16 protein-coding genes are annotated in these 16,719 nt (G+C 63.8%); 11 read left to right on the top strand and 5 right to left on the bottom strand.

Features of this window, described 5'->3' with window-relative positions; genetic code table 11:
- Positions 1-416: 416 nt before the first annotated feature.
- Positions 417-974 carry a PRC-barrel domain-containing protein gene (locus AC1DRP_RS27245; protein WP_476770086.1) on the top strand — a complete coding sequence of 186 codons (558 nt, stop codon included), beginning with the start codon at positions 417-419 and terminating at the stop codon, positions 972-974.
- A gap of 73 nt (positions 975-1,047) precedes the next feature.
- Here AC1DRP_RS27245 and AC1DRP_RS27250 read toward each other — a convergent pair whose 3' ends face one another.
- On the bottom strand, positions 1,048-2,583 hold the full coding sequence (locus AC1DRP_RS27250; RefSeq protein WP_476770087.1) for an NAD(P)H-hydrate dehydratase: 1,536 nt from the start codon (positions 2,581-2,583) through the stop codon (positions 1,048-1,050).
- A 327-nt stretch (positions 2,584-2,910) separates the two neighbouring features.
- Between AC1DRP_RS27250 and AC1DRP_RS27255 the strand changes: the two genes are divergently transcribed.
- Together AC1DRP_RS27255 and AC1DRP_RS27260 are read left to right on the top strand one after the other, a co-directional pair.
- A complete protein-coding gene (locus AC1DRP_RS27255; protein WP_113518708.1) occupies positions 2,911-3,249 on the top strand; it encodes a P-II family nitrogen regulator in 339 nt (112 codons plus the stop codon).
- Positions 3,250-3,344: 95 nt separating this feature from the next.
- Positions 3,345-4,433 (top strand): glutamine synthetase beta-grasp domain-containing protein, encoded by a 1,089-nt coding sequence (locus AC1DRP_RS27260; protein ID WP_476770088.1) that lies wholly within the window; start codon positions 3,345-3,347, stop codon positions 4,431-4,433.
- A gap of 114 nt (positions 4,434-4,547) precedes the next feature.
- Here the strand turns inward: AC1DRP_RS27260 and AC1DRP_RS27265 are convergent, their stop codons facing one another.
- Positions 4,548-5,915 carry a TIGR03808 family TAT-translocated repetitive protein gene (locus tag AC1DRP_RS27265; protein ID WP_476770089.1) on the bottom strand — a complete coding sequence of 456 codons (1,368 nt, stop codon included), beginning with the start codon at positions 5,913-5,915 and terminating at the stop codon, positions 4,548-4,550.
- A 192-nt stretch (positions 5,916-6,107) separates the two neighbouring features.
- Here AC1DRP_RS27265 and AC1DRP_RS27270 point away from each other — a divergent pair, with 192 nt between their 5' ends.
- Entirely contained in the window at positions 6,108-6,974 is an 867-nt protein-coding gene (locus tag AC1DRP_RS27270; protein ID WP_441505575.1) for an FkbM family methyltransferase, read from the top strand.
- A 69-nt stretch (positions 6,975-7,043) separates the two neighbouring features.
- Positions 7,044-8,192, top strand: a complete 1,149-nt coding sequence (locus AC1DRP_RS27275; RefSeq protein WP_476770090.1) for a glycosyltransferase — start codon at positions 7,044-7,046, stop codon at positions 8,190-8,192.
- A 55-nt stretch (positions 8,193-8,247) separates the two neighbouring features.
- Here AC1DRP_RS27275 and AC1DRP_RS27280 read toward each other — a convergent pair whose 3' ends face one another.
- Positions 8,248-8,448: a hypothetical protein gene (locus AC1DRP_RS27280; protein WP_162768477.1), complete on the bottom strand. Its 201-nt coding sequence runs from the start codon at positions 8,446-8,448 to the stop codon at positions 8,248-8,250.
- Between the two features lie 335 nt (positions 8,449-8,783).
- Between AC1DRP_RS27280 and parE the strand changes: the two genes are divergently transcribed.
- From parE to AC1DRP_RS27295, 3 genes are all read left to right on the top strand, one after another.
- On the top strand, positions 8,784-10,877 hold the full coding sequence (gene parE, locus AC1DRP_RS27285) for a DNA topoisomerase IV subunit B (protein ID WP_476770091.1): 2,094 nt from the start codon (positions 8,784-8,786) through the stop codon (positions 10,875-10,877).
- A 204-nt stretch (positions 10,878-11,081) separates the two neighbouring features.
- Positions 11,082-12,008, top strand: coding sequence for a LysR family transcriptional regulator (locus AC1DRP_RS27290; protein WP_441491776.1), 927 nt, complete (start codon positions 11,082-11,084; stop codon positions 12,006-12,008).
- Between the two features lie 74 nt (positions 12,009-12,082).
- Positions 12,083-12,346 carry a hypothetical protein gene (locus AC1DRP_RS27295; protein ID WP_113518715.1) on the top strand — a complete coding sequence of 88 codons (264 nt, stop codon included), beginning with the start codon at positions 12,083-12,085 and terminating at the stop codon, positions 12,344-12,346.
- Between the two features lie 3 nt (positions 12,347-12,349).
- Here the strand turns inward: AC1DRP_RS27295 and AC1DRP_RS27300 are convergent, their stop codons facing one another.
- On the bottom strand, positions 12,350-13,045 hold the full coding sequence (locus AC1DRP_RS27300; RefSeq protein ID WP_441505572.1) for an alpha/beta fold hydrolase: 696 nt from the start codon (positions 13,043-13,045) through the stop codon (positions 12,350-12,352).
- Between the two features lie 162 nt (positions 13,046-13,207).
- Here AC1DRP_RS27300 and AC1DRP_RS27305 point away from each other — a divergent pair, with 162 nt between their 5' ends.
- Together AC1DRP_RS27305 and AC1DRP_RS27310 are read left to right on the top strand one after the other, a co-directional pair.
- Entirely contained in the window at positions 13,208-14,680 is a 1,473-nt protein-coding gene (locus AC1DRP_RS27305) for a DEAD/DEAH box helicase (RefSeq protein WP_476770092.1), read from the top strand.
- Between the two features lie 186 nt (positions 14,681-14,866).
- The gene (locus tag AC1DRP_RS27310) at positions 14,867-15,925 is read left to right on the top strand and encodes a GGDEF domain-containing protein (RefSeq protein WP_441491780.1); all 1,059 of its coding nucleotides are present in this window, start codon (positions 14,867-14,869) and stop codon (positions 15,923-15,925) included.
- A gap of 17 nt (positions 15,926-15,942) precedes the next feature.
- Here the strand turns inward: AC1DRP_RS27310 and AC1DRP_RS27315 are convergent, their stop codons facing one another.
- The gene (locus AC1DRP_RS27315; protein ID WP_441491781.1) at positions 15,943-16,338 is read right to left on the bottom strand and encodes a HesB/IscA family protein; all 396 of its coding nucleotides are present in this window, start codon (positions 16,336-16,338) and stop codon (positions 15,943-15,945) included.
- Positions 16,339-16,516: 178 nt separating this feature from the next.
- Here AC1DRP_RS27315 and AC1DRP_RS27320 point away from each other — a divergent pair.
- On the top strand, positions 16,517-16,719 hold a 203-nt coding region (locus AC1DRP_RS27320; protein WP_476770093.1), incomplete at its 3' end, for an Ldh family oxidoreductase.

The following is a 16,719-nucleotide window of genomic DNA, read 5'->3' on the forward strand; positions in this document are numbered from 1 at the left end:
CAACAGCCCCTGCCCCGTCGCCCAGCGCGCCACAATCTCGGCGACAGCCTCTTCACGCGATCGACGTGACTGGATTTTCCGCAGATAGCGATCGAGCGCAGTCAGTTCGGCAGCGCTCAGATGGATGGTCAGGGGCGTCCTCGGCTCGGCTGCAGGCATGGCATACTCCCGTCCGCTCTCGCGACGGACACGCTCGCCCGGCGGCAGCAATCCGACGATAGAAGCATGACAGGATCGCGGGGCGCAGCAAGGCGCAACAGCCCTGCAGGCCCCGTCCCGACGCCCTCTTTCAGGCATGCCCATGCGTCAAGCGCATGGCAATGTCCCGCGTCGAAAGGGAGGGTTTTGGCGAACCAAATCCGGATTCCGACGTTTTCCGCTCAAGCCGCAATTGCGGTTCCTGAATGGAGGAGGCGATGTTCAAGCATTCAATCGCGCTGACGGCCGTCGGAGCTGTCATGTTTGCGACGACCGCGATCTCGCAGACCAGTGCGCCCTCATCGAACGCCCCCTGGGCAGCTCCTTCGGCTCCGCCCCCCGCCGTGGAGCGCCCCAAGCCGCCAGAGAACAACCTCGCAGGCCAGGGGAAGTGGCGTGCGTCCAAGCTGATCGGTGTCGATATCTACGGCTCCGACAAGAAGAAGGTTGGTGATGTGACGGAAGTCCTGTTCGACAAGGCAGGCAAGGTCGAGATGGTGACCGTCGGCGTCKGCGGCTTTCTTGGCATCGGATCGAAGGATGTTGCGATCCCCTTCGAACAGGTGACGTGGAGCGAAGAGCCGATGGTGGTTCCCGCTCCGGCCCCTGCCCCTGCCCCCGCAGGAGGAAGCGGCAGCATGAGCGGTCCGGCCACGGCTCCGACAGCGGCTGCGCCTGTTCCGCGTGGTCCGATKATGTACCCGGACCATGGCGTCATCAGCATGACGAAGGAACAACTCACGGCGGCACCGGCCGTGACCTATGCCAGCCGCTAATCGGCCACCAGACATCCCGGCCTGCAAAGCAGCGGGCCGGCGATCTCCAAAGTTGTTCGCCAGCTAATGGACGTTACCCATCTCGACGAGCAGGCAGCTCGGAGAGAACGGGCAGGACAGCTTCCGGCAGATCATCCGCGATCAAGCCACGACCAAACCGTTCCGCGGCCTTGCCATGGAGCCAGACGGCGGCGCAGGCGGCCTGGAAGGCTGGCATGCCCTGGGCCAACAGCCCCGCGATGAGGCCGGCAAGGACATCACCGGACCCAGCCGTCGCCAAGTCCGGGCTGCCGGTCATGTTGATCGCGGCCCTTCCACCGGGCTCGGCAATGACGCTGTCCGGCCCCTTCAGGACGACGACCGCACCGGTGGCCGCCGAAGCGCGGCGCGCCCGTTCGAGCCTAGACGGAGCAGCCATCACGTCCGCAGACGAGGCAAAGAGGCGCTCGAATTCCCCTTCGTGCGGCGTAAGTACGCAAGCTGCGCCGCTCGGCCTGATCCTCGAGCCGATCGGGACGGACGTGGTTTCCGCTGCCAGCAGGGTGAGCGCGTCCGCATCGAATACCGCTGGAACACGCGAGCGCTGCGCGGCAAGGACGGCTTCCCGAGCCGTTTCGTCAAGCCCGAGTGCCGGGCCGGCGAGGACTGCGCCGAGCCGTTTCTCGGCCAGCAGAGTTTCTATATCGGCTGCCGAGGCAGCTGCCCGCTGAATCAGCGCATCCGGGCCGCGGGCGGCATGCGCGGCAAGGGCTTCGGGCCGGCACGCAATCGTCACCAGGCCGGCGCCAATGCGCAGCGCGGCACGCGCCCCGAGTCTGGGCGCGCCAACCCCTGCAAGCCCGCCCGCCAGAACGAGCACCGCGCCGCGCTTGTATTTATGGGTATCGACCGCGTGGTGCGGCCACTCGGCGCGCCATAGCGGCGGTTCGTTGCGAAAAGTTCGCGCCTCCAGGGCGCCCTTGCCAAATGCCACCTCCGCCGTGATGCCGATATCGGCAAGCGTCACCACGCCGCATAATCCACGCCCGGGATAAAGCAGATGCCCCGGCTTGAGGCGAAAGAACGTGACCGTCTCTTCGGCCCTTGTGACCGCTCCATCAGCGCGTCCGGTCTCCCCCGAAAGGCCGCTGGGGACATCCACGGCGATCACCGCAGCTGCCGAGGCGTTGACACGCTGCACCACGGCGGCGACGTCGCCGGCCAGCGGCCGATCGAGGCCAGCACCGAAAAGGGCGTCGACCACGACGGCTGCCCGCTCGGGAGCGGCAGAGGAAATCGGCATGACCTCACCGGTCCAGGCCTGCGCCATCGCAAGGGCATCGCCCTTCAAGGCTTCACGGTCACCCGACAGGGCAAGCGTCACCCCGAAACCGCGCTCGCGAAGGAGACGGGCTGCGACGAACCCGTCCCCGCCATTGTTGCCAGGACCGCAGAGAACCAGAATGGCCTGTCCGGGTCGGGCCCGCCGGCTGACGGCATCGGCGACCGCCCTGCCCGCTCGCTCCATCAGGACGGGCCCCGTCGTTCCGGCCGCAATCGCAGCCCTGTCGGCGCGCGCCATCTCGGTTGGGGTCAACAGGGCAAGGGCGATCTCGTCTGCTGTGCTCATCGCGCGATCATCCGGAAGCCGGACGCTCATAGCAAGATCGGGCGCGCGGATCTCGTTTGGCTATCGATTGATCATCTGCATAAATTATGGGCGGAATATCGCCTCATCATGAGGCGATACCTGCCACGCTCCCTCATGGCGAGGCACACGCGCCGATGCTATGAGCACATACGGCGAGTGTTCGTCTGCCACGGCGGAACGCTGAACCGGCCTCCGAGCCATCGGGAAAGGCCGATTTTCAGTGCATCGACGATTGGACCGGCAGGCGGTATCGAGGAACGGACGAATATCCGTTTCCAACCACGCGCAAGGGAGGCCGGTCGGCGCATGAAGAAGATCGAAGCGATCATCAAGCCCTTCAAGCTGGATGAGGTGAAGGAGGCACTGCAGGAAGTCGGGCTGCAGGGCATCACCGTGCTCGAAGCCAAGGGATTCGGCCGCCAGAAGGGCCATACCGAGCTCTATCGCGGCGCCGAATACGTCGTCGACTTCCTGCCGAAGGTGAAGATCGAGATCGTGCTGGCCGACGAGATGGTCGAGAGCGCGATCGAAGCCATCAAGAAGGCCGCTCAGACCGGCCGGATCGGCGATGGCAAGATTTTTGTATCGTCAGTGGAGGGGGCGATCCGCATCCGCACCGGAGAGACCGGCGCGGACGCGATCTGAGGGCTTCATTCCCGAACCCGCGAAATCGGCGTCCGCCGGGCGAATACCCGCGGATCGATGAATGTTGAGAAACTGCTTTCAAGAGGAATGCTGAGATGAAGAGCGCCAAGGACGTCCTCAAGGCGATCAAGGACAATGACGTCAAGTATGTCGACTTCCGCTTCACCGACCCGCGCGGCAAGTGGCAGCACGTCACCTTCGACATCACCATGATCGATGAGGACATCTTCGCCGAGGGCACGATGTTCGACGGCTCGTCGATTGCCGGCTGGAAGGCGATCAACGAGTCCGACATGCTGCTGATGCCTGATCCGACGACGGCGGTGATGGACCCGTTCTTCTCGGCAGCGACGATGGTGATCACCTGCGACGTGCTCGAGCCCGCGACCGGCGAGCCCTATAACCGCGATCCCGAGGTCGCCTCCGCCCAGCATGAGCTCGGCCTGAAGTTCGACACGCTGACCCACATGGCCGACACCATGCAGGTCTACAAGTACGCGATCCATAACGTGGCGCAGAGCTACGGCAAGACCGCGACCTTCATGCCGAAGCCGATCTACGGCGACAACGGCTCGGGCATGCACGTCCACCAGTCGATCTGGAAGGCTGGCAAGCCGATCATGGCCGGCAACAAATATGCCGACCTGTCGCAGGAGTGCCTCTGGTATATCGGCGGCATCATCAAGCACGCCAAGGCGCTGAACGCCTTCACCAACCCGTCGACGAACTCCTACAAGCGTCTCGTTCCCGGCTATGAGGCTCCGGTGCTGCTGGCCTATTCGGCCCGTAACCGTTCGGCCTCCTGCCGTATTCCGTGGACGACTTCGCCGAAGGCCAAGCGCGTCGAGGTTCGCTTCCCCGATCCGATGGCGAACCCCTATCTCGCCTTCGCCGCGCTGCTGATGGCCGGCCTCGACGGCATCGTGAACAAGATCGATCCCGGCCCGGCGATGGACAAGGATCTCTACGACCTGCCGCCGCGCGAGCTGAAGAAGATCCCGACCGTCTGCGGCTCACTGCGCGAGGCGCTCGAGGCGCTGAAGAAGGACAACGCCTTCCTCAAGGCCGGCGGCGTCTTCAACGACGACTTCATTGAGAGCTATATCGAGCTCAAGATGCAGGATGTGGCGCGTTTCGAAATGACGCCGCACCCGGTCGAGTTCGCGATGTACTACTCCTACTGAGAGCTCTGCGCCGGGAACGTCCCGGCGCAGCCGCTATCCTCCCGACCGCGRCAGATCGCGGTCCACCTGAAACGCCGGGGCGGCAACGCCCCGGCTTTTTTTCTGACAGGGCCCTCAGACGTAGCGATTATGCCCGAAGGTGACGCTGCCGACGGCCGTTGCGAGATCATTGCCGTAATCGGCCGTTCCCACGCGATTCATGGAGGTGCCGGTAAAGACGGTCGGCACGATGCCACCGAGGCTGGCACCGTTGACGATGTTTCCAGAGACAACGACGGACCGTCCGCTGTTCGTCACAGCTTCGTTCGAGACGCCAATACCGATAGCCGCGTTACGCACCAAATTCCCGGAAACCACCAGCGCGCGTGCAGCCGTATTGATGCCTGCCTGGATGCCTACCCGCGCAGCTCCGTCAATCAGGTTGCCGGAAACCACGCAGTCCTGCTCGACGACGATGCCGTTTCCGATCGTTGAAGGCGGATAGTAGCCGGGATCGGGAATCGGATTGTCGGTGACGTTGGAGATGCGGTTGCCTTCCACGATGACGCTGCGTGAAACGCCGTCGGAGAACTGGCCGGAGTTGGCGACGAGAATGCCGCTACCGACCGTGTCGAGGCTGTTGTTGGAAACGATGCAACCCGTGAGATCAATTCCGGCACCCGGCGCCTCGATGAAGATCGCCGCTTCGCGCGTGTTGTAGATATTGTTGTTGCTGACGTTGTGCAGCCCCCCGCCATTGCAGCGGATGGCGGAGAATTTGACGCTGAAGATCTTGTTATCGGTGATCGAAACGCCAACGGCCCGGAAGACGCTGACGCCATTGCCGTTTTGCCCAGTCCCGCCGCCAACCGTATCGACGCCGTTTATGAAGTTGCCCGTAATCGTCGAGCTGTCGCCGGTGATCGCGTCACGCCAGACCGCGATACCATTGTTCAACATGCCGGTAATGGTGTTGTTCAGCGCCTTGATCTGGGCGTTCTCGCTCCAGATCCCGACGGAATGGTTGCCGAAATAGCAGGACCGGAAGACCGCGCCGGACGAACTCGCGATATAGGCTCCAATGCCAGGCGAGTTCATGATCTGACAGTTATCGAACAGGACGTCCTGGGCATTGCCGGCGATTGCGATGAAGGCCGGGCGCTGAGAGACATAGTCTGTCAAGGCCCGGTTCTGGCCGTCGAAGAAAATCCCCTCGAAGCGAACCTGGTTCTGCCCTTCGATCCGAAGGAATGTATTCGCTCCTGTGAAACGCAGGACGACCGAGCTGGGCATGGCGCGAACCTGCAACGGCTTGCCGCCGCCATTCGTCGGCAGGACCGTGACGGTGCCCGAGTCATAAACACCGGGCTGAAAGAAGAGAGGCCTCCCCTGATTGCGGGCGTAGTCGAATACGGATTGGAGGTCGGTGAATGTAGTCCAGCCGGAACTCGCTGCGGCGGTGCGGGCAACCACAGCGTCGTCGAACAGGGCGTAGGATGGCATCGAATATCTCCATATCGAACATAACGAGAACGATATGGGTCAGTATTCCTATCCACGTCAAATGCACCGTGCATAACTCACGATGTCCGAGCGTAGGTGCGGCCGGGGACAGCGATGCACGGGCCCATTAAGCGTTCGGTAGAGGATTGGGGCTATGCGTCGCGATCCATGCCGTTAGGGGAGATTGCGGCGATGCTGCCGATCAAGGAAGGGCGTCTGACATATGCCGTTCAGCGCGCGCATGACCTTCTGATCAAGAAGCTCGTCCCAAGCAGCAGAAAACACCTTCCGCCCCATCCTCGGATTGCGGTGATCCCAACGGACTATCTCGGCATCTCGATCATTGGAAATGGGGTGTATGAACGTCGCGAGATCGCGTTCCTCAAAGCCCTCTTCAAAGAGAGGAACCTCGGCTCATGCATCTTCCTGGATATCGGCGCGAATATAGGAAATCATTCCATAAACTTCGCAGATTCGTTCGAGGAAGTGATATCGTTCGAACCCAATCCTCCTATCGCCTCGCTGTTGAAGACGAACGTCGTGCTTTCGCAAACGGGCAACATTCGCGTTCATGAAGTCGGCCTCGGCCAAGCAGATGCCGAGTTGAGGTTTTCCTTGCTTGAGCAGGGAAACGATGGGAGCGGCAGCTTCGCGTCTGGGCAGGGAGACCTTGTGCTGCCAGTCCGCCGGGGCGACGCATTCCTAGCTCAACGAGAGCCGGCAATTGCATCGGGTGCGAAGCGGGTCGGGTTTGTCAAATGCGACGTCGAGGGGTTCGAGGCAGATGTATTTGCGGGCCTACGGCAAACCTTCTCATCTCATCGCCCGATCGTTGCATTCGAGAGCAACGATAGCACCGCGGGCGAGGGAGCATGGGCCGAACTGAAGGCTGCTGGCTACGACACCCTGTACTCTCTGCGCGAAACTGGAGATCACCGGGGCAAGCTTGCTCAGGAGCTGAGCCGACTGACATTCGGCTATTCCTGCTGGCTCGAGGAAGTTGCCAAGGTTCCGATACGACGCTGCAATCTTGTGGCGAGCTTCGGTTCACTGATCTGAGGTTCAGCCCACGCAGCGCGCCGCCCAGGATAAGTTAACGCCGGTCAAGTGCTCGAATTCAGGACGCGTATGCCTGGCTCCCGTCTCTCTCCCACGCCCTCCGTGATCATCTTCGGCTCGGCCAAACCCGTCACCTGCGCGGTGATGGACTATGCGCGCCGACTTGCCAACGCCATCAACGCGCAGCGTCCCGGTTTTGCCACCCTTCACACGATAGAGCCCGACCAGCCCGCAGCCTTCGTCCGTGCCATCGCCGGGGCTCTGCGCGAGGACCGGATTGCACATTTTCAGCTTCCTGTCGAAGGCTGGGGGAACGCGATCCTGCCAGGTTCGGCGCTGATGCTGGCGCGGCTCTGGACGCGCAAGGGGGATACCGTCGCGACCTTGCACGAGTGGGCCTCGCTCAACCGGCTGCGCTACCTCTCGATCATCCCCGACATCCTCGCGACCGACGGCTTCATCTTCGTTTCGCAACAGCAGCGCGAGAGCTTTCTCAAGACCCCGCTGGTCGGGCCAAGGAGGAAGCTCGCTGCCCCGGTCATCCCGATCGGCCCGAACATCATGCCGGCCCAGATCGATCCGGAACGTGTCGTCGAGGAGCGGACGAAAGCACTGGGCAGCGGCACGATGCGAGCCGACATCGTCATCGGCTATTTCGGCGTGCTCTATGCGAGCAAGCGCCCGGACATGCTGCTGCGCGTCGTCAAGGCGCTGCACGAGCGTGGCATCAAGGCGCGGCTCCTAGTCTGTGGTGACTTCCTTTGGGACAAGCCCAGGGATCGCGAGGCCTTCTTTGCCCTCGCGCGCGAGCTCGGCATCATCGACTGGCTCGACTTTCGCGGCCGCATCGACGACGAGGGCGAGTTGATGGCAACGCTTTCGGCGGCTGATGTCTTCCTGCTGCCTTTCACCGACGGCATCAGCACGCGCCGCGGCAGCTTCCAAGCCGTCAGCCAGCTCGCGATCCCGCTGGTCTCGACCGAAGCCGAGCGTCGGGACGAGTTCGACCTGTCGCCCTCCCTGAAGACCAAGATCGATAGTCCAGCGACAGTGCTTTGCCCGGTCGATGCGGCACCTGAAGAATTCGCCGACGCCATCATCGCCGCCCAGCTTCACAGGGCGGACGCGATTGGTGTCGATCTTTCCGCCTCATGGGATGAGGCGGCGCGGAGGCATCTCGCCTTCTACGACCGGCTGATCGCCGATCGTCGGGACTGACAGGCGACCGACGCTGCACTCCGCCCGCGTTTAAGCCTGTCGGTTGGCGTCCGCCTCAGCGCAAGGCGAGCGCCACGACGCCGATCAGCGCAACCGAGGCTGCGAGCCACCACAATTTGCGGCCCTGGCCGGCATCGATCGAGCGGGARCCGGTCAGCAGCGCCATATCCTCGTAACCAAAGGATTCACCGGCAAGGCGCGCGGTGCGCTCGAGCCCGGCCATCTTCATCCCTGGAACCGACGAACGCGCGACCACGACAGCCTCCCAATTTCCCAAGTTTCCGACAGCTGCAGAGCCATTCGCAAGCTGGCGAATCTCGACCCCACCACTCTCGTTCGCGCCGGGTTAATGCGACATGAACCATCCGCCGCGACACCGTATGGCATGCTCGCGTGACACCGCTGCGACGCTCGCTCGGCTGAGGGTTCGGTGCACAGCAAGGGGTGGAGCGACGATTCTCCTGCTTGTTCGGRGYGATGTTCGTTATATGTCTGGGGAACAATCGTTGCGGCTGGCTTGAGTGCCGGCCCTGGCGACGTCCCGGATGCGCTATTCTATCAGCGCTGCGAATCAGGTGATCGGCGAACGAAATGACGGAGAATGGCGATCTTTTCGGTGAGGGCAGCGGCGAGCAGCCGCAGCGGGCGCCCGAGCCATCGCCGGTCAAGCGTGATGCGGCCGCCCCGAGCAAGCCTTCGCAGCAATCGGCCTCACCTTCCGTCCCGCGCAACGGCACCTTGTCCGAGGCCGGCTATACCGCGTCCGCCATCGAAGTCCTCGAGGGGCTCGAGCCGGTGCGCCGACGGCCAGGCATGTATATCGGCKGCACCGACGAACGCGCGCTGCATCATCTCTTCGCCGAGGTGATCGACAACGCGATGGACGAGGCGGTCGCCGGCCACGCAACCTTCATCGACGTCGAATTCTTCGAGGACGGTTCGCTGGCCGTCACCGACAACGGGCGCGGGATCCCGATCGATCCGCATCCGAAATTCCCGGACAAGTCGGCGCTCGAAGTCATCATGACAACGCTGCATGCCGGCGGAAAATTCGACTCCAAGGCCTATGAGACCTCGGGCGGCCTGCATGGCGTCGGCGTTTCCGTCGTCAATGCCCTGTCCGACCGGCTCGAGGTCGAAGTCGCGCGCGGCCAGATGCTTTATCGTCAGGTCTTTTCGCGCGGGGCCCCGCAGGGGCCGTTGGAAACCGTCGGACGCGTCGCCAACCGGCGCGGCACGAAGGTGCGTTTTCATCCCGACGCGCAGATCTTTGGCGAGGGGGCCCATTTCTCCCCTGCCCGCCTGTTCCGGATGGCACGCTCGAAGGCCTATCTTTTCGGTGGCGTGGAGATCCGCTGGCGCTGCGCTCCGGCGCTGCTGAAGCCGGAGGGTGACGTCGCGGCGGAGGCCGTCTTCCGCTTTCCCGGAGGCCTGCGCGACTATCTCGGCCGCGAGATCGAGGGCAAGGATCTGGTCGCCGAGCCGATCTTCTCCGGCAAGATCACACGGGATGGCGGCCACGGCTCGCTGGAATGGGCCGTGGCGTGGCTGGCGACCGGCGAAGACGGCTTCAGCTCGTCCTACTGCAACACCATTCCGACGCCCGAAGGCGGCACGCATGAGCAGGGCTTGCGCGTCGCGCTGCTGCGCGGCCTGCGTGACCATGCCGAGCGTATCGGCCAGTCGAAGCGCATGGCGCAAGTGACCTCCGACGACGTCATGGCGACCTGTGCCGCAATGCTGTCGGTCTTCATCCGCGAGCCTGAGTTCCAGGGCCAGACCAAGGACAAGCTTGCGACTCTGGAGGCCGCGCGCATCGTCGAGAACGCAGTGCGCGATGCTTTCGATCACTGGCTCGCCGCCGCGCCGCAGCAGGCACTGAAGCTGCTCGACTGGTCGGTCGACCGGGCCGAGGAACGCCAGCGCCGCCGGCTCGAGAAGGAAGTTTCGCGCAAGACCGCGACGCGCAAGCTTCGGCTACCCGGAAAGCTAGCCGATTGCAGCAGCGCGGGCGCTGCAGGCTCCGAACTGTTCATCGTCGAGGGCGATTCCGCCGGCGGGTCAGCCAAACAGGCGCGCAACCGCGCGACACAGGCGATCCTGCCGCTGCGCGGCAAGATCCTCAACGTTGCCAACGCGACCCGCGAGAAGCTGAACCAGAACCAGCAGCTTGCCGACCTGATCCTGGCACTTGGCTGCGGCATCGGCAGCCAGTTCCGCGAGGATGACCTGCGCTACGAGAAGGTCATCGTGATGACGGACGCCGATGTCGACGGCGCCCATATCGCTTCGCTGCTCGTCACCTTCTTCTGGCGCCAGACGCCGCGCCTGATCGAGAAGGGCCATCTCTACCTTGCCGTGCCGCCGCTCTATCGGCTCCAGCATGGCGGCAAGAGCGTCTATGCCCGCAACGACGCCCATAAGGACGAGCTGATCGCGACCGTGTTCAAGGGCAAGAAGCCGGAGATCAGCCGATTCAAAGGTCTGGGCGAGATGATGCCGGCGCAGCTCAAGGAAACCACGATGGACCCGGCCAAGCGCATCCTGCTCAAGGTCATGGTCGAGCATGAGGCGCGGGACGAGACCTCCGACACCGTCGAGCGGCTGATGGGCAACAAGCCGGAAGCCCGCTTCACCTTCATCCAGGAACGCGCGGCCTTCGCCGGCGAACTGATCGACCTGTGAGGCCGGGGGCGCGGCCAGGATATTCGGGCACGCGCTACCCTCGCATTTTTGTCGGTGAGACCGTCAAAGTCGGCGGGCTGTCAGCCAGGTGTCCCGGCGGCATCTTGCCGACATGCCCAACCGCAATCGCCCGCCCCCGAACACGCCGCATGATGATACCGATGCCAGAACAGGCCCCCATGCTCAGCCATGGCCGATGATCGCATGGGGCAGCCTGCTTCCTCTCCACCTCGACGCCACGCGCTGGTTTCACCCAACTGGGACGACATCGCGATCTTCCACTCCGTCGCGGTCGGTGGGACGCTGGCCGTGGCAGCGGTCGCGCTCGGGCTGAGCGAGGCAACGGTAGCCCGTCGCCTCAAGAGTCTCGAGGCAGAGCTCGGCCTGCCGCTGTTCAGGCGCATGGCGAACCGGCTCGTTCTCACCGAGATCGGCGCAACTCTCGCCGGCGATGCCAGTGACATCGCCAATGCGGTGGAGCGCTTCAGCAACCGGACGCGTGCGGCACGCTCCGCCGATGATGCGCCTGTCCGGGTGACGGCGACGACCTCGATCAGCCTGTTCCTGACCATGCATGCGACGACGATTTCGGCCCAGGCGGGCGGCGTCGAGATCGGCATCATCAGCACGCGAGACCGGCTCGACCTGGCTCGCGGGGATGCCGATATTGCAATCCGGATGCGCCGCCCCCCGCAGGAGAGCGGCTATTTCAGCCAGAAGATCGGTCGACTGGTGCAGGCGCTCTATGCGCGCCGCGATGTCGATCCTCTGACGGCGCCCATCATTTCGGTCAGCCGTGACGTCTCCTCCCGTATCGAGGAGCACATCCTGAACTGGGCCAATGGGCGCCCGATCGCGGCCCGCGTCGGAGATTCAGCCGCGCGCTATGAGAGCATTCGCTCGGCGGGCGCCGTTTCGATGGCGCCGTGCTTCATGGCCGATTTCGACGACGCGCTGATCCGCCTCGCGCCGCCACCGGACGAAACTGCCGACGAGATCTTTCTCGTCTCGCACGAGGTCCCCCGCCAGCGTCCGGCCGTGATGGCCGTGCTGCGGGCGCTGCAGACACTCTTTCGAGCAAACAGGACACGCTTGAATGGCATTCTGACGACCCCGGCAAGCATTCGCTAACCAAGCTTTTACTGGCGCGCGCGCAAAATGCTCATCAAGGGGCGGCATTGCGCCCCAACGATGCGGAGCGCCCCATGCGGGTCATCAAACTCTTCTTGAAAAACGAGCGCGGCAGCATGGTCGCGGATGTTGCCAAGGCTGGCGCGGCGATCGCCTTCCTTTCGGTCATCGCCGTCAATTTCGTTTCCACCCAGACGGCGCAGCATCTCGACACAGAGCGCCTGAGCCAGGTCGCATCCGCAGCCTCCAAGGGCCAGATGATCGATCCGCTCGTCACCGGATCGATCCGCAAGAGCGCAAACGAAACAAGGCTCGACCCCTGCTCCGCTCCGCGCTGAGCGTCAGCCCAGCCAGCTCAGCAGCGCTTCTGTAACCGCCTGTGGCGCTTCCAGTGTCGAGAGATGGCCGCAATCGGGAATGGTGCGCAGCCGCGCATTGCCCCCGATTCCATCGGCGATCTCTCGGGCTTCCGCGACAGGCGTGATCTGGTCCTCCGCGCCAACCAGAATCATTGTCGGCACCGAGATGGCAGCAAGGCCCGGCCGAGAGTCCGGCCGCCCCATGATCGCTCTTTGCTGGCGAACAAACCCTTTTGCACCAATATCTTCTGCCATTTTCCGCACATCGAGGCGCAGTACCTCGTCGGTCAGGCGTTCCGGCGCCACGAGCTTTTGCCAGAGCAAAGTCGTGACATTGTCGAAGGCCCCTTTCTCGGCGAGAGCAATCATCTGCTCACGCGGCGCGTTGGTTTCCGGCGTCGCCGGCTTCGCGCTGGTGTCGAGCAGCGCCAGCCGCGTCACGCGCTCCGGCGCCCGGCGCATGATGTCCAAGGCGATATAGCCACCCATCGACAGACCGCAGAGCGCAAACCGCTCCGGGGCCGCCTCCAGCAGCCGAGCTGTGATGGCGGCCAGGCTATCGTCGCGGGCATGATCGGCGACGAGGACCGGCCGCCCTGGGGCAAGCGCCGGCCATTGCGGTCCATAGAGCGCCGCGGTGCAGCTCAACCCTGGAATCAGCACAAGCGGCTCGTTCATGGCAATCATACCTTCCGTTCTTGCCTAGTTTGTTGACTTTCCCGCGTTATTTCTGCATTGGACAGGGGTCCGAAGGCGCGCAGGAAAGAGAAGTCGCGCCACCGTCGCGGTTGATAGGTCGTCCCGCCACGTGTCACCGACCCTGAAGAAGCGCAACTCTCGATGTCTTTTGCCGAACTCGGCCTCAGCGATAAAGTTCTGACGGCGGTCACATCCGCAGGCTATTCCACGCCTACCCCCATCCAGGCTCAGGCCATTCCCCATGTGCTCGCGCGCCGCGATGTGCTCGGCATTGCGCAGACGGGCACGGGCAAGACCGCCGCCTTCACCTTGCCGATGCTCACCATTCTGGAGAATGGCCGGGCCAGGGCGCGGATGCCCCGCACGCTGATCCTGGAACCGACCCGCGAGCTTGCCGCGCAGGTCGAGGAGAATTTCTCGCGTTACGGCGTCAACCAGAAGCTCTCGGTCGCGCTGCTGATCGGCGGCGTCTCCTTCGGCGATCAGGACGCCAAGATCACCCGCGGCGTTGACGTACTGATCGCGACGCCTGGGCGCCTGCTCGATCACGTGGAGCGCGGCAAGTTGCTGCTGACCGGCGTCGAATTGCTAGTCATCGACGAAGCGGATCGCATGCTCGACATGGGCTTCATCCCCGACATCGAGCGCGTCTGCAAGCTTGTGCCTTTCACGAGGCAGACCCTGTTCTTCACGGCGACGATGCCGCCGGAAATCACTCGGATCAGCGAGCAGTTCCTGCATAATCCGGTGCGCATCGAGGCTTCGCGTCCCGCGACGGCAGCCACGACCATCACGCAGCGCCTGATCGCCTCCAATTCGCAGGACTATGAGAAGCGCSACACGCTGCGCAAGCTGATCCGCGACGCCAAGGACCTGCAGAACGCGATTGTCTTCTGTAACCGCAAGCGCGATGTCGCGACGCTCCATAAGTCCCTGCTGAAACATGGTTTCCCTGCCGTCGCGCTGCATGGCGACATGGACCAGTATGCCCGCATGGCCGCACTGGAATCCTTCCGTACCGGCGAGAATCCGATCCTGGTGGCGAGCGACGTCGCCGCCCGAGGGCTTGACATCCCGGCCGTCAGCCACGTCTTCAATTTCGACGTTCCGACCCATGCCGAGGACTATGTCCACCGCATCGGCCGCACCGGYCGGGCCGGCCGCCTCGGCGCAGCCTTCACGATCGTCACCCGTCACGACGACAAGCTTGTCGCCGCCGTCGAGAAGCTCACCGGCCAGCCGATTGCCTGGGAAGGCCCCGGCCTCAACGACCTGCCTCCCGGTGAACCGCGCGACGAGCGTCGCAGCCGCCGCGACGACAAGCGTTCGCCGCGTGGCGGTCGCGGGCGTCCCCTGCGGACCCCACGCGAGGAAGCCGCACCGTCGGAAGAGGCAGCGGTCGTGGAAGTCGCCGATCGTGCCCCTCAGGACACCCGCCGCCGTGGCGAGGACCGGCCGACCAAGACCCGCATTCGCCATGCCAGCGAGCAGCCTGCGCCAGCGCACTCGCGCCCACATGATCGGCGTCGGGACGAGGACGATCGCGAACCCAAGGTCAAGGGCCTGGGCGATCACGTCCCGGCCTTCCTGCTGCGGCCCGTCAAGGTCGGCTGACACCGCAGCATCAACGGTATCTTAACACCGTTCCTCCAATCTTAGTGAGTGGCTAGGGCTTCCCGCAGCCACCCTGCGGGGCGCGATTGCCGCCGTCATGACGGACAGAATGTCCCGCTTCGATTCACAATCGAGCCCGAGATGGCCGGTGTGGCCAGCGGGATCGGCTCCGGTCGGGCGATGACGATGAGCGAACAGACGCAGTCCTCCCAGTACACGTCCGACCTGCCCGACCGTGTCGTTGCGGCCATGCGCCAACATGGCTCTCCCGGCTATCCCCGCGCCTTCGAGGTCTGGTACGCACATCTGAGCGGCGAGATGCCCGCACTCAGCATGGTGATGAACGCGATCATCACCGGTAGCGAGGGTCAGGTCGGCGCTGCCGATATCGACAGCCTCTATGACCGCTTCATCAGCACCGAACGGCTCGCGCGCCAGGCCGAACGCACCAGCCTGCAGGTTCTCGGCGAGATCGACAGCCTGATGTCGCTGGTCGATCGCGCGCTGGATTCGAGCGAGCGCTATCACGGCCGCCTCAGCGCGATGTCGGACGAAGTCCCGCCCATGACCGACCGGCAGCGCTTGCGCGAATGGGTCGAAGCGCTGGTCATGTCGACCCGCGAAGAGGTGGTGCGCAAGACCCAGCTCGAGTCGCAATTGAAGGACAGCTCCAACGAGATCCGCCATCTTCGCGAGGCGCTGGAAACGACGCGGGCCGAGGCGCTGACCGATCCTCTGACCGGCCTCGCCAATCGCCGCCACTTCGAGGAGATGCTGCAGAAATCGATCGACCAGGCGACGCTGCAGCGCGAGCCCTTTGCGCTGGTCATGGCCGATATCGACTTCTTCAAGACCTTCAACGACGCACATGGCCATCTGACCGGCGATCAGGTGCTGCGCCTCGTCGCCCGCACCATGAAGGACAAATTCAAGGAGAAGGCGGTGATCTCGCGCTTCGGCGGCGAGGAATTTGCGATCATCCTGCCGGAAGCCGATATCGTCGCCGGCAAATTCGGTGCCGAGACGGTGCGCCAGGCGCTTCTCACCCGCGAGTTGATCAAGCGCTCGACCAACGAAAACCTCGGTCGGATCACCATCTCGCTGGGAGTCTCGGTCTATCGTCGAGGCGACACGGCCGGTTCACTGGTCGATCGCGCCGATCAGGCCTTGATGCAGGCCAAGCGTGACGGCCGCAACCGCACGATCACCGAAGAGGCGCTGGACACGACAAGCCGCGTGGCCTGACTCGCGCTATCCGGGGATCAGGAGCCGGTAAGCGCCGTTTCGGCGTGGGGCTTGATCTCGACCGATTCGCCGCAGCCACAGGCGGAAACCTGGTTCGGGTTGTTGAAGACGAAGGTCGAGGAGAAGCGGTCGCTCCTGAAATCCAGCTCGGTGCCGAGCAGAAAGAGCACAGCCTTGCCATCGACGACCACGGTCGCATCCTTCTCGGTGACGACCTCGTCGCCCTTATGCGCCTCACGGGCGACCTCGAAGGTGTACTCCATCCCCGCGCAGCCGCCCTTCTTGACGCCGACACGAAGGCCGAGCGCCGGCGCGTCCGGATTGTCGAGCGCCGATTGCGCCATGATCTCGCGGATACGCGTCGCAGCGGCGTCGGTCAGCGACACCACCTTCAGGCCCGGAATTGAAAACATCCTCGTCCCTCCTCGATCGGGTTCAAGGCCCGATGAAACAGGATTGCATGTTCTACATAAGGATCGGTAAGCGCAACGTCGAGGTGTTGCGGCGCAACGGCGCCATTTCATTGCGCACATTGCATGACGGGCCGCGGCATGCACTGTGACACTCTCACCAGAAGCGGCTCGAACACACATGACCTATCGCCTGCACCGCCCGGAATCGCTCCATGCCCTCGTCCGCGAGATGGTCACAAGGGCCGGCTGGACGGAGGCGCAGGCACAGGAGACGGCACACCATCTCGTGCTCGCCAATCTGAGCGGCCATGACAGCCATGGTGTCGGCATGATCCCGCTCTATTTCACCACGCTGGCGGACGGGAACCTGAAACCGGACGC

The organism is Allobosea sp. 01N443 (assembly GCF_056399325.1).

Coding starts and splice junctions, on each gene's coding strand:
- AC1DRP_RS27290 (WP_441491776.1), top strand. CDS start 11,082: ATGGGGCAGCCTGCTTCCTCTCCACCTCGACGCCACGCGCTGGTTTCA.
- AC1DRP_RS27310 (WP_441491780.1), top strand. CDS start 14,867: ATGAGCGAACAGACGCAGTCCTCCCAGTACACGTCCGACCTGCCCGAC.
- AC1DRP_RS27300 (WP_441505572.1), bottom strand. CDS start 13,045: ATGAACGAGCCGCTTGTGCTGATTCCAGGGTTGAGCTGCACCGCGGCG.
- AC1DRP_RS27315 (WP_441491781.1), bottom strand. CDS start 16,338: ATGTTTTCAATTCCGGGCCTGAAGGTGGTGTCGCTGACCGACGCCGCT.
- AC1DRP_RS27275 (WP_476770090.1), top strand. CDS start 7,044: ATGCCTGGCTCCCGTCTCTCTCCCACGCCCTCCGTGATCATCTTCGGC.
- AC1DRP_RS27250 (WP_476770087.1), bottom strand. CDS start 2,583: ATGAGCACAGCAGACGAGATCGCCCTTGCCCTGTTGACCCCAACCGAG.
- AC1DRP_RS27270 (WP_441505575.1), top strand. CDS start 6,108: ATGCTGCCGATCAAGGAAGGGCGTCTGACATATGCCGTTCAGCGCGCG.
- AC1DRP_RS27260 (WP_476770088.1), top strand. CDS start 3,345: ATGAAGAGCGCCAAGGACGTCCTCAAGGCGATCAAGGACAATGACGTC.
- AC1DRP_RS27265 (WP_476770089.1), bottom strand. CDS start 5,915: ATGCCATCCTACGCCCTGTTCGACGACGCTGTGGTTGCCCGCACCGCC.
- AC1DRP_RS27295 (WP_113518715.1), top strand. CDS start 12,083: ATGCGGGTCATCAAACTCTTCTTGAAAAACGAGCGCGGCAGCATGGTC.
- AC1DRP_RS27255 (WP_113518708.1), top strand. CDS start 2,911: ATGAAGAAGATCGAAGCGATCATCAAGCCCTTCAAGCTGGATGAGGTG.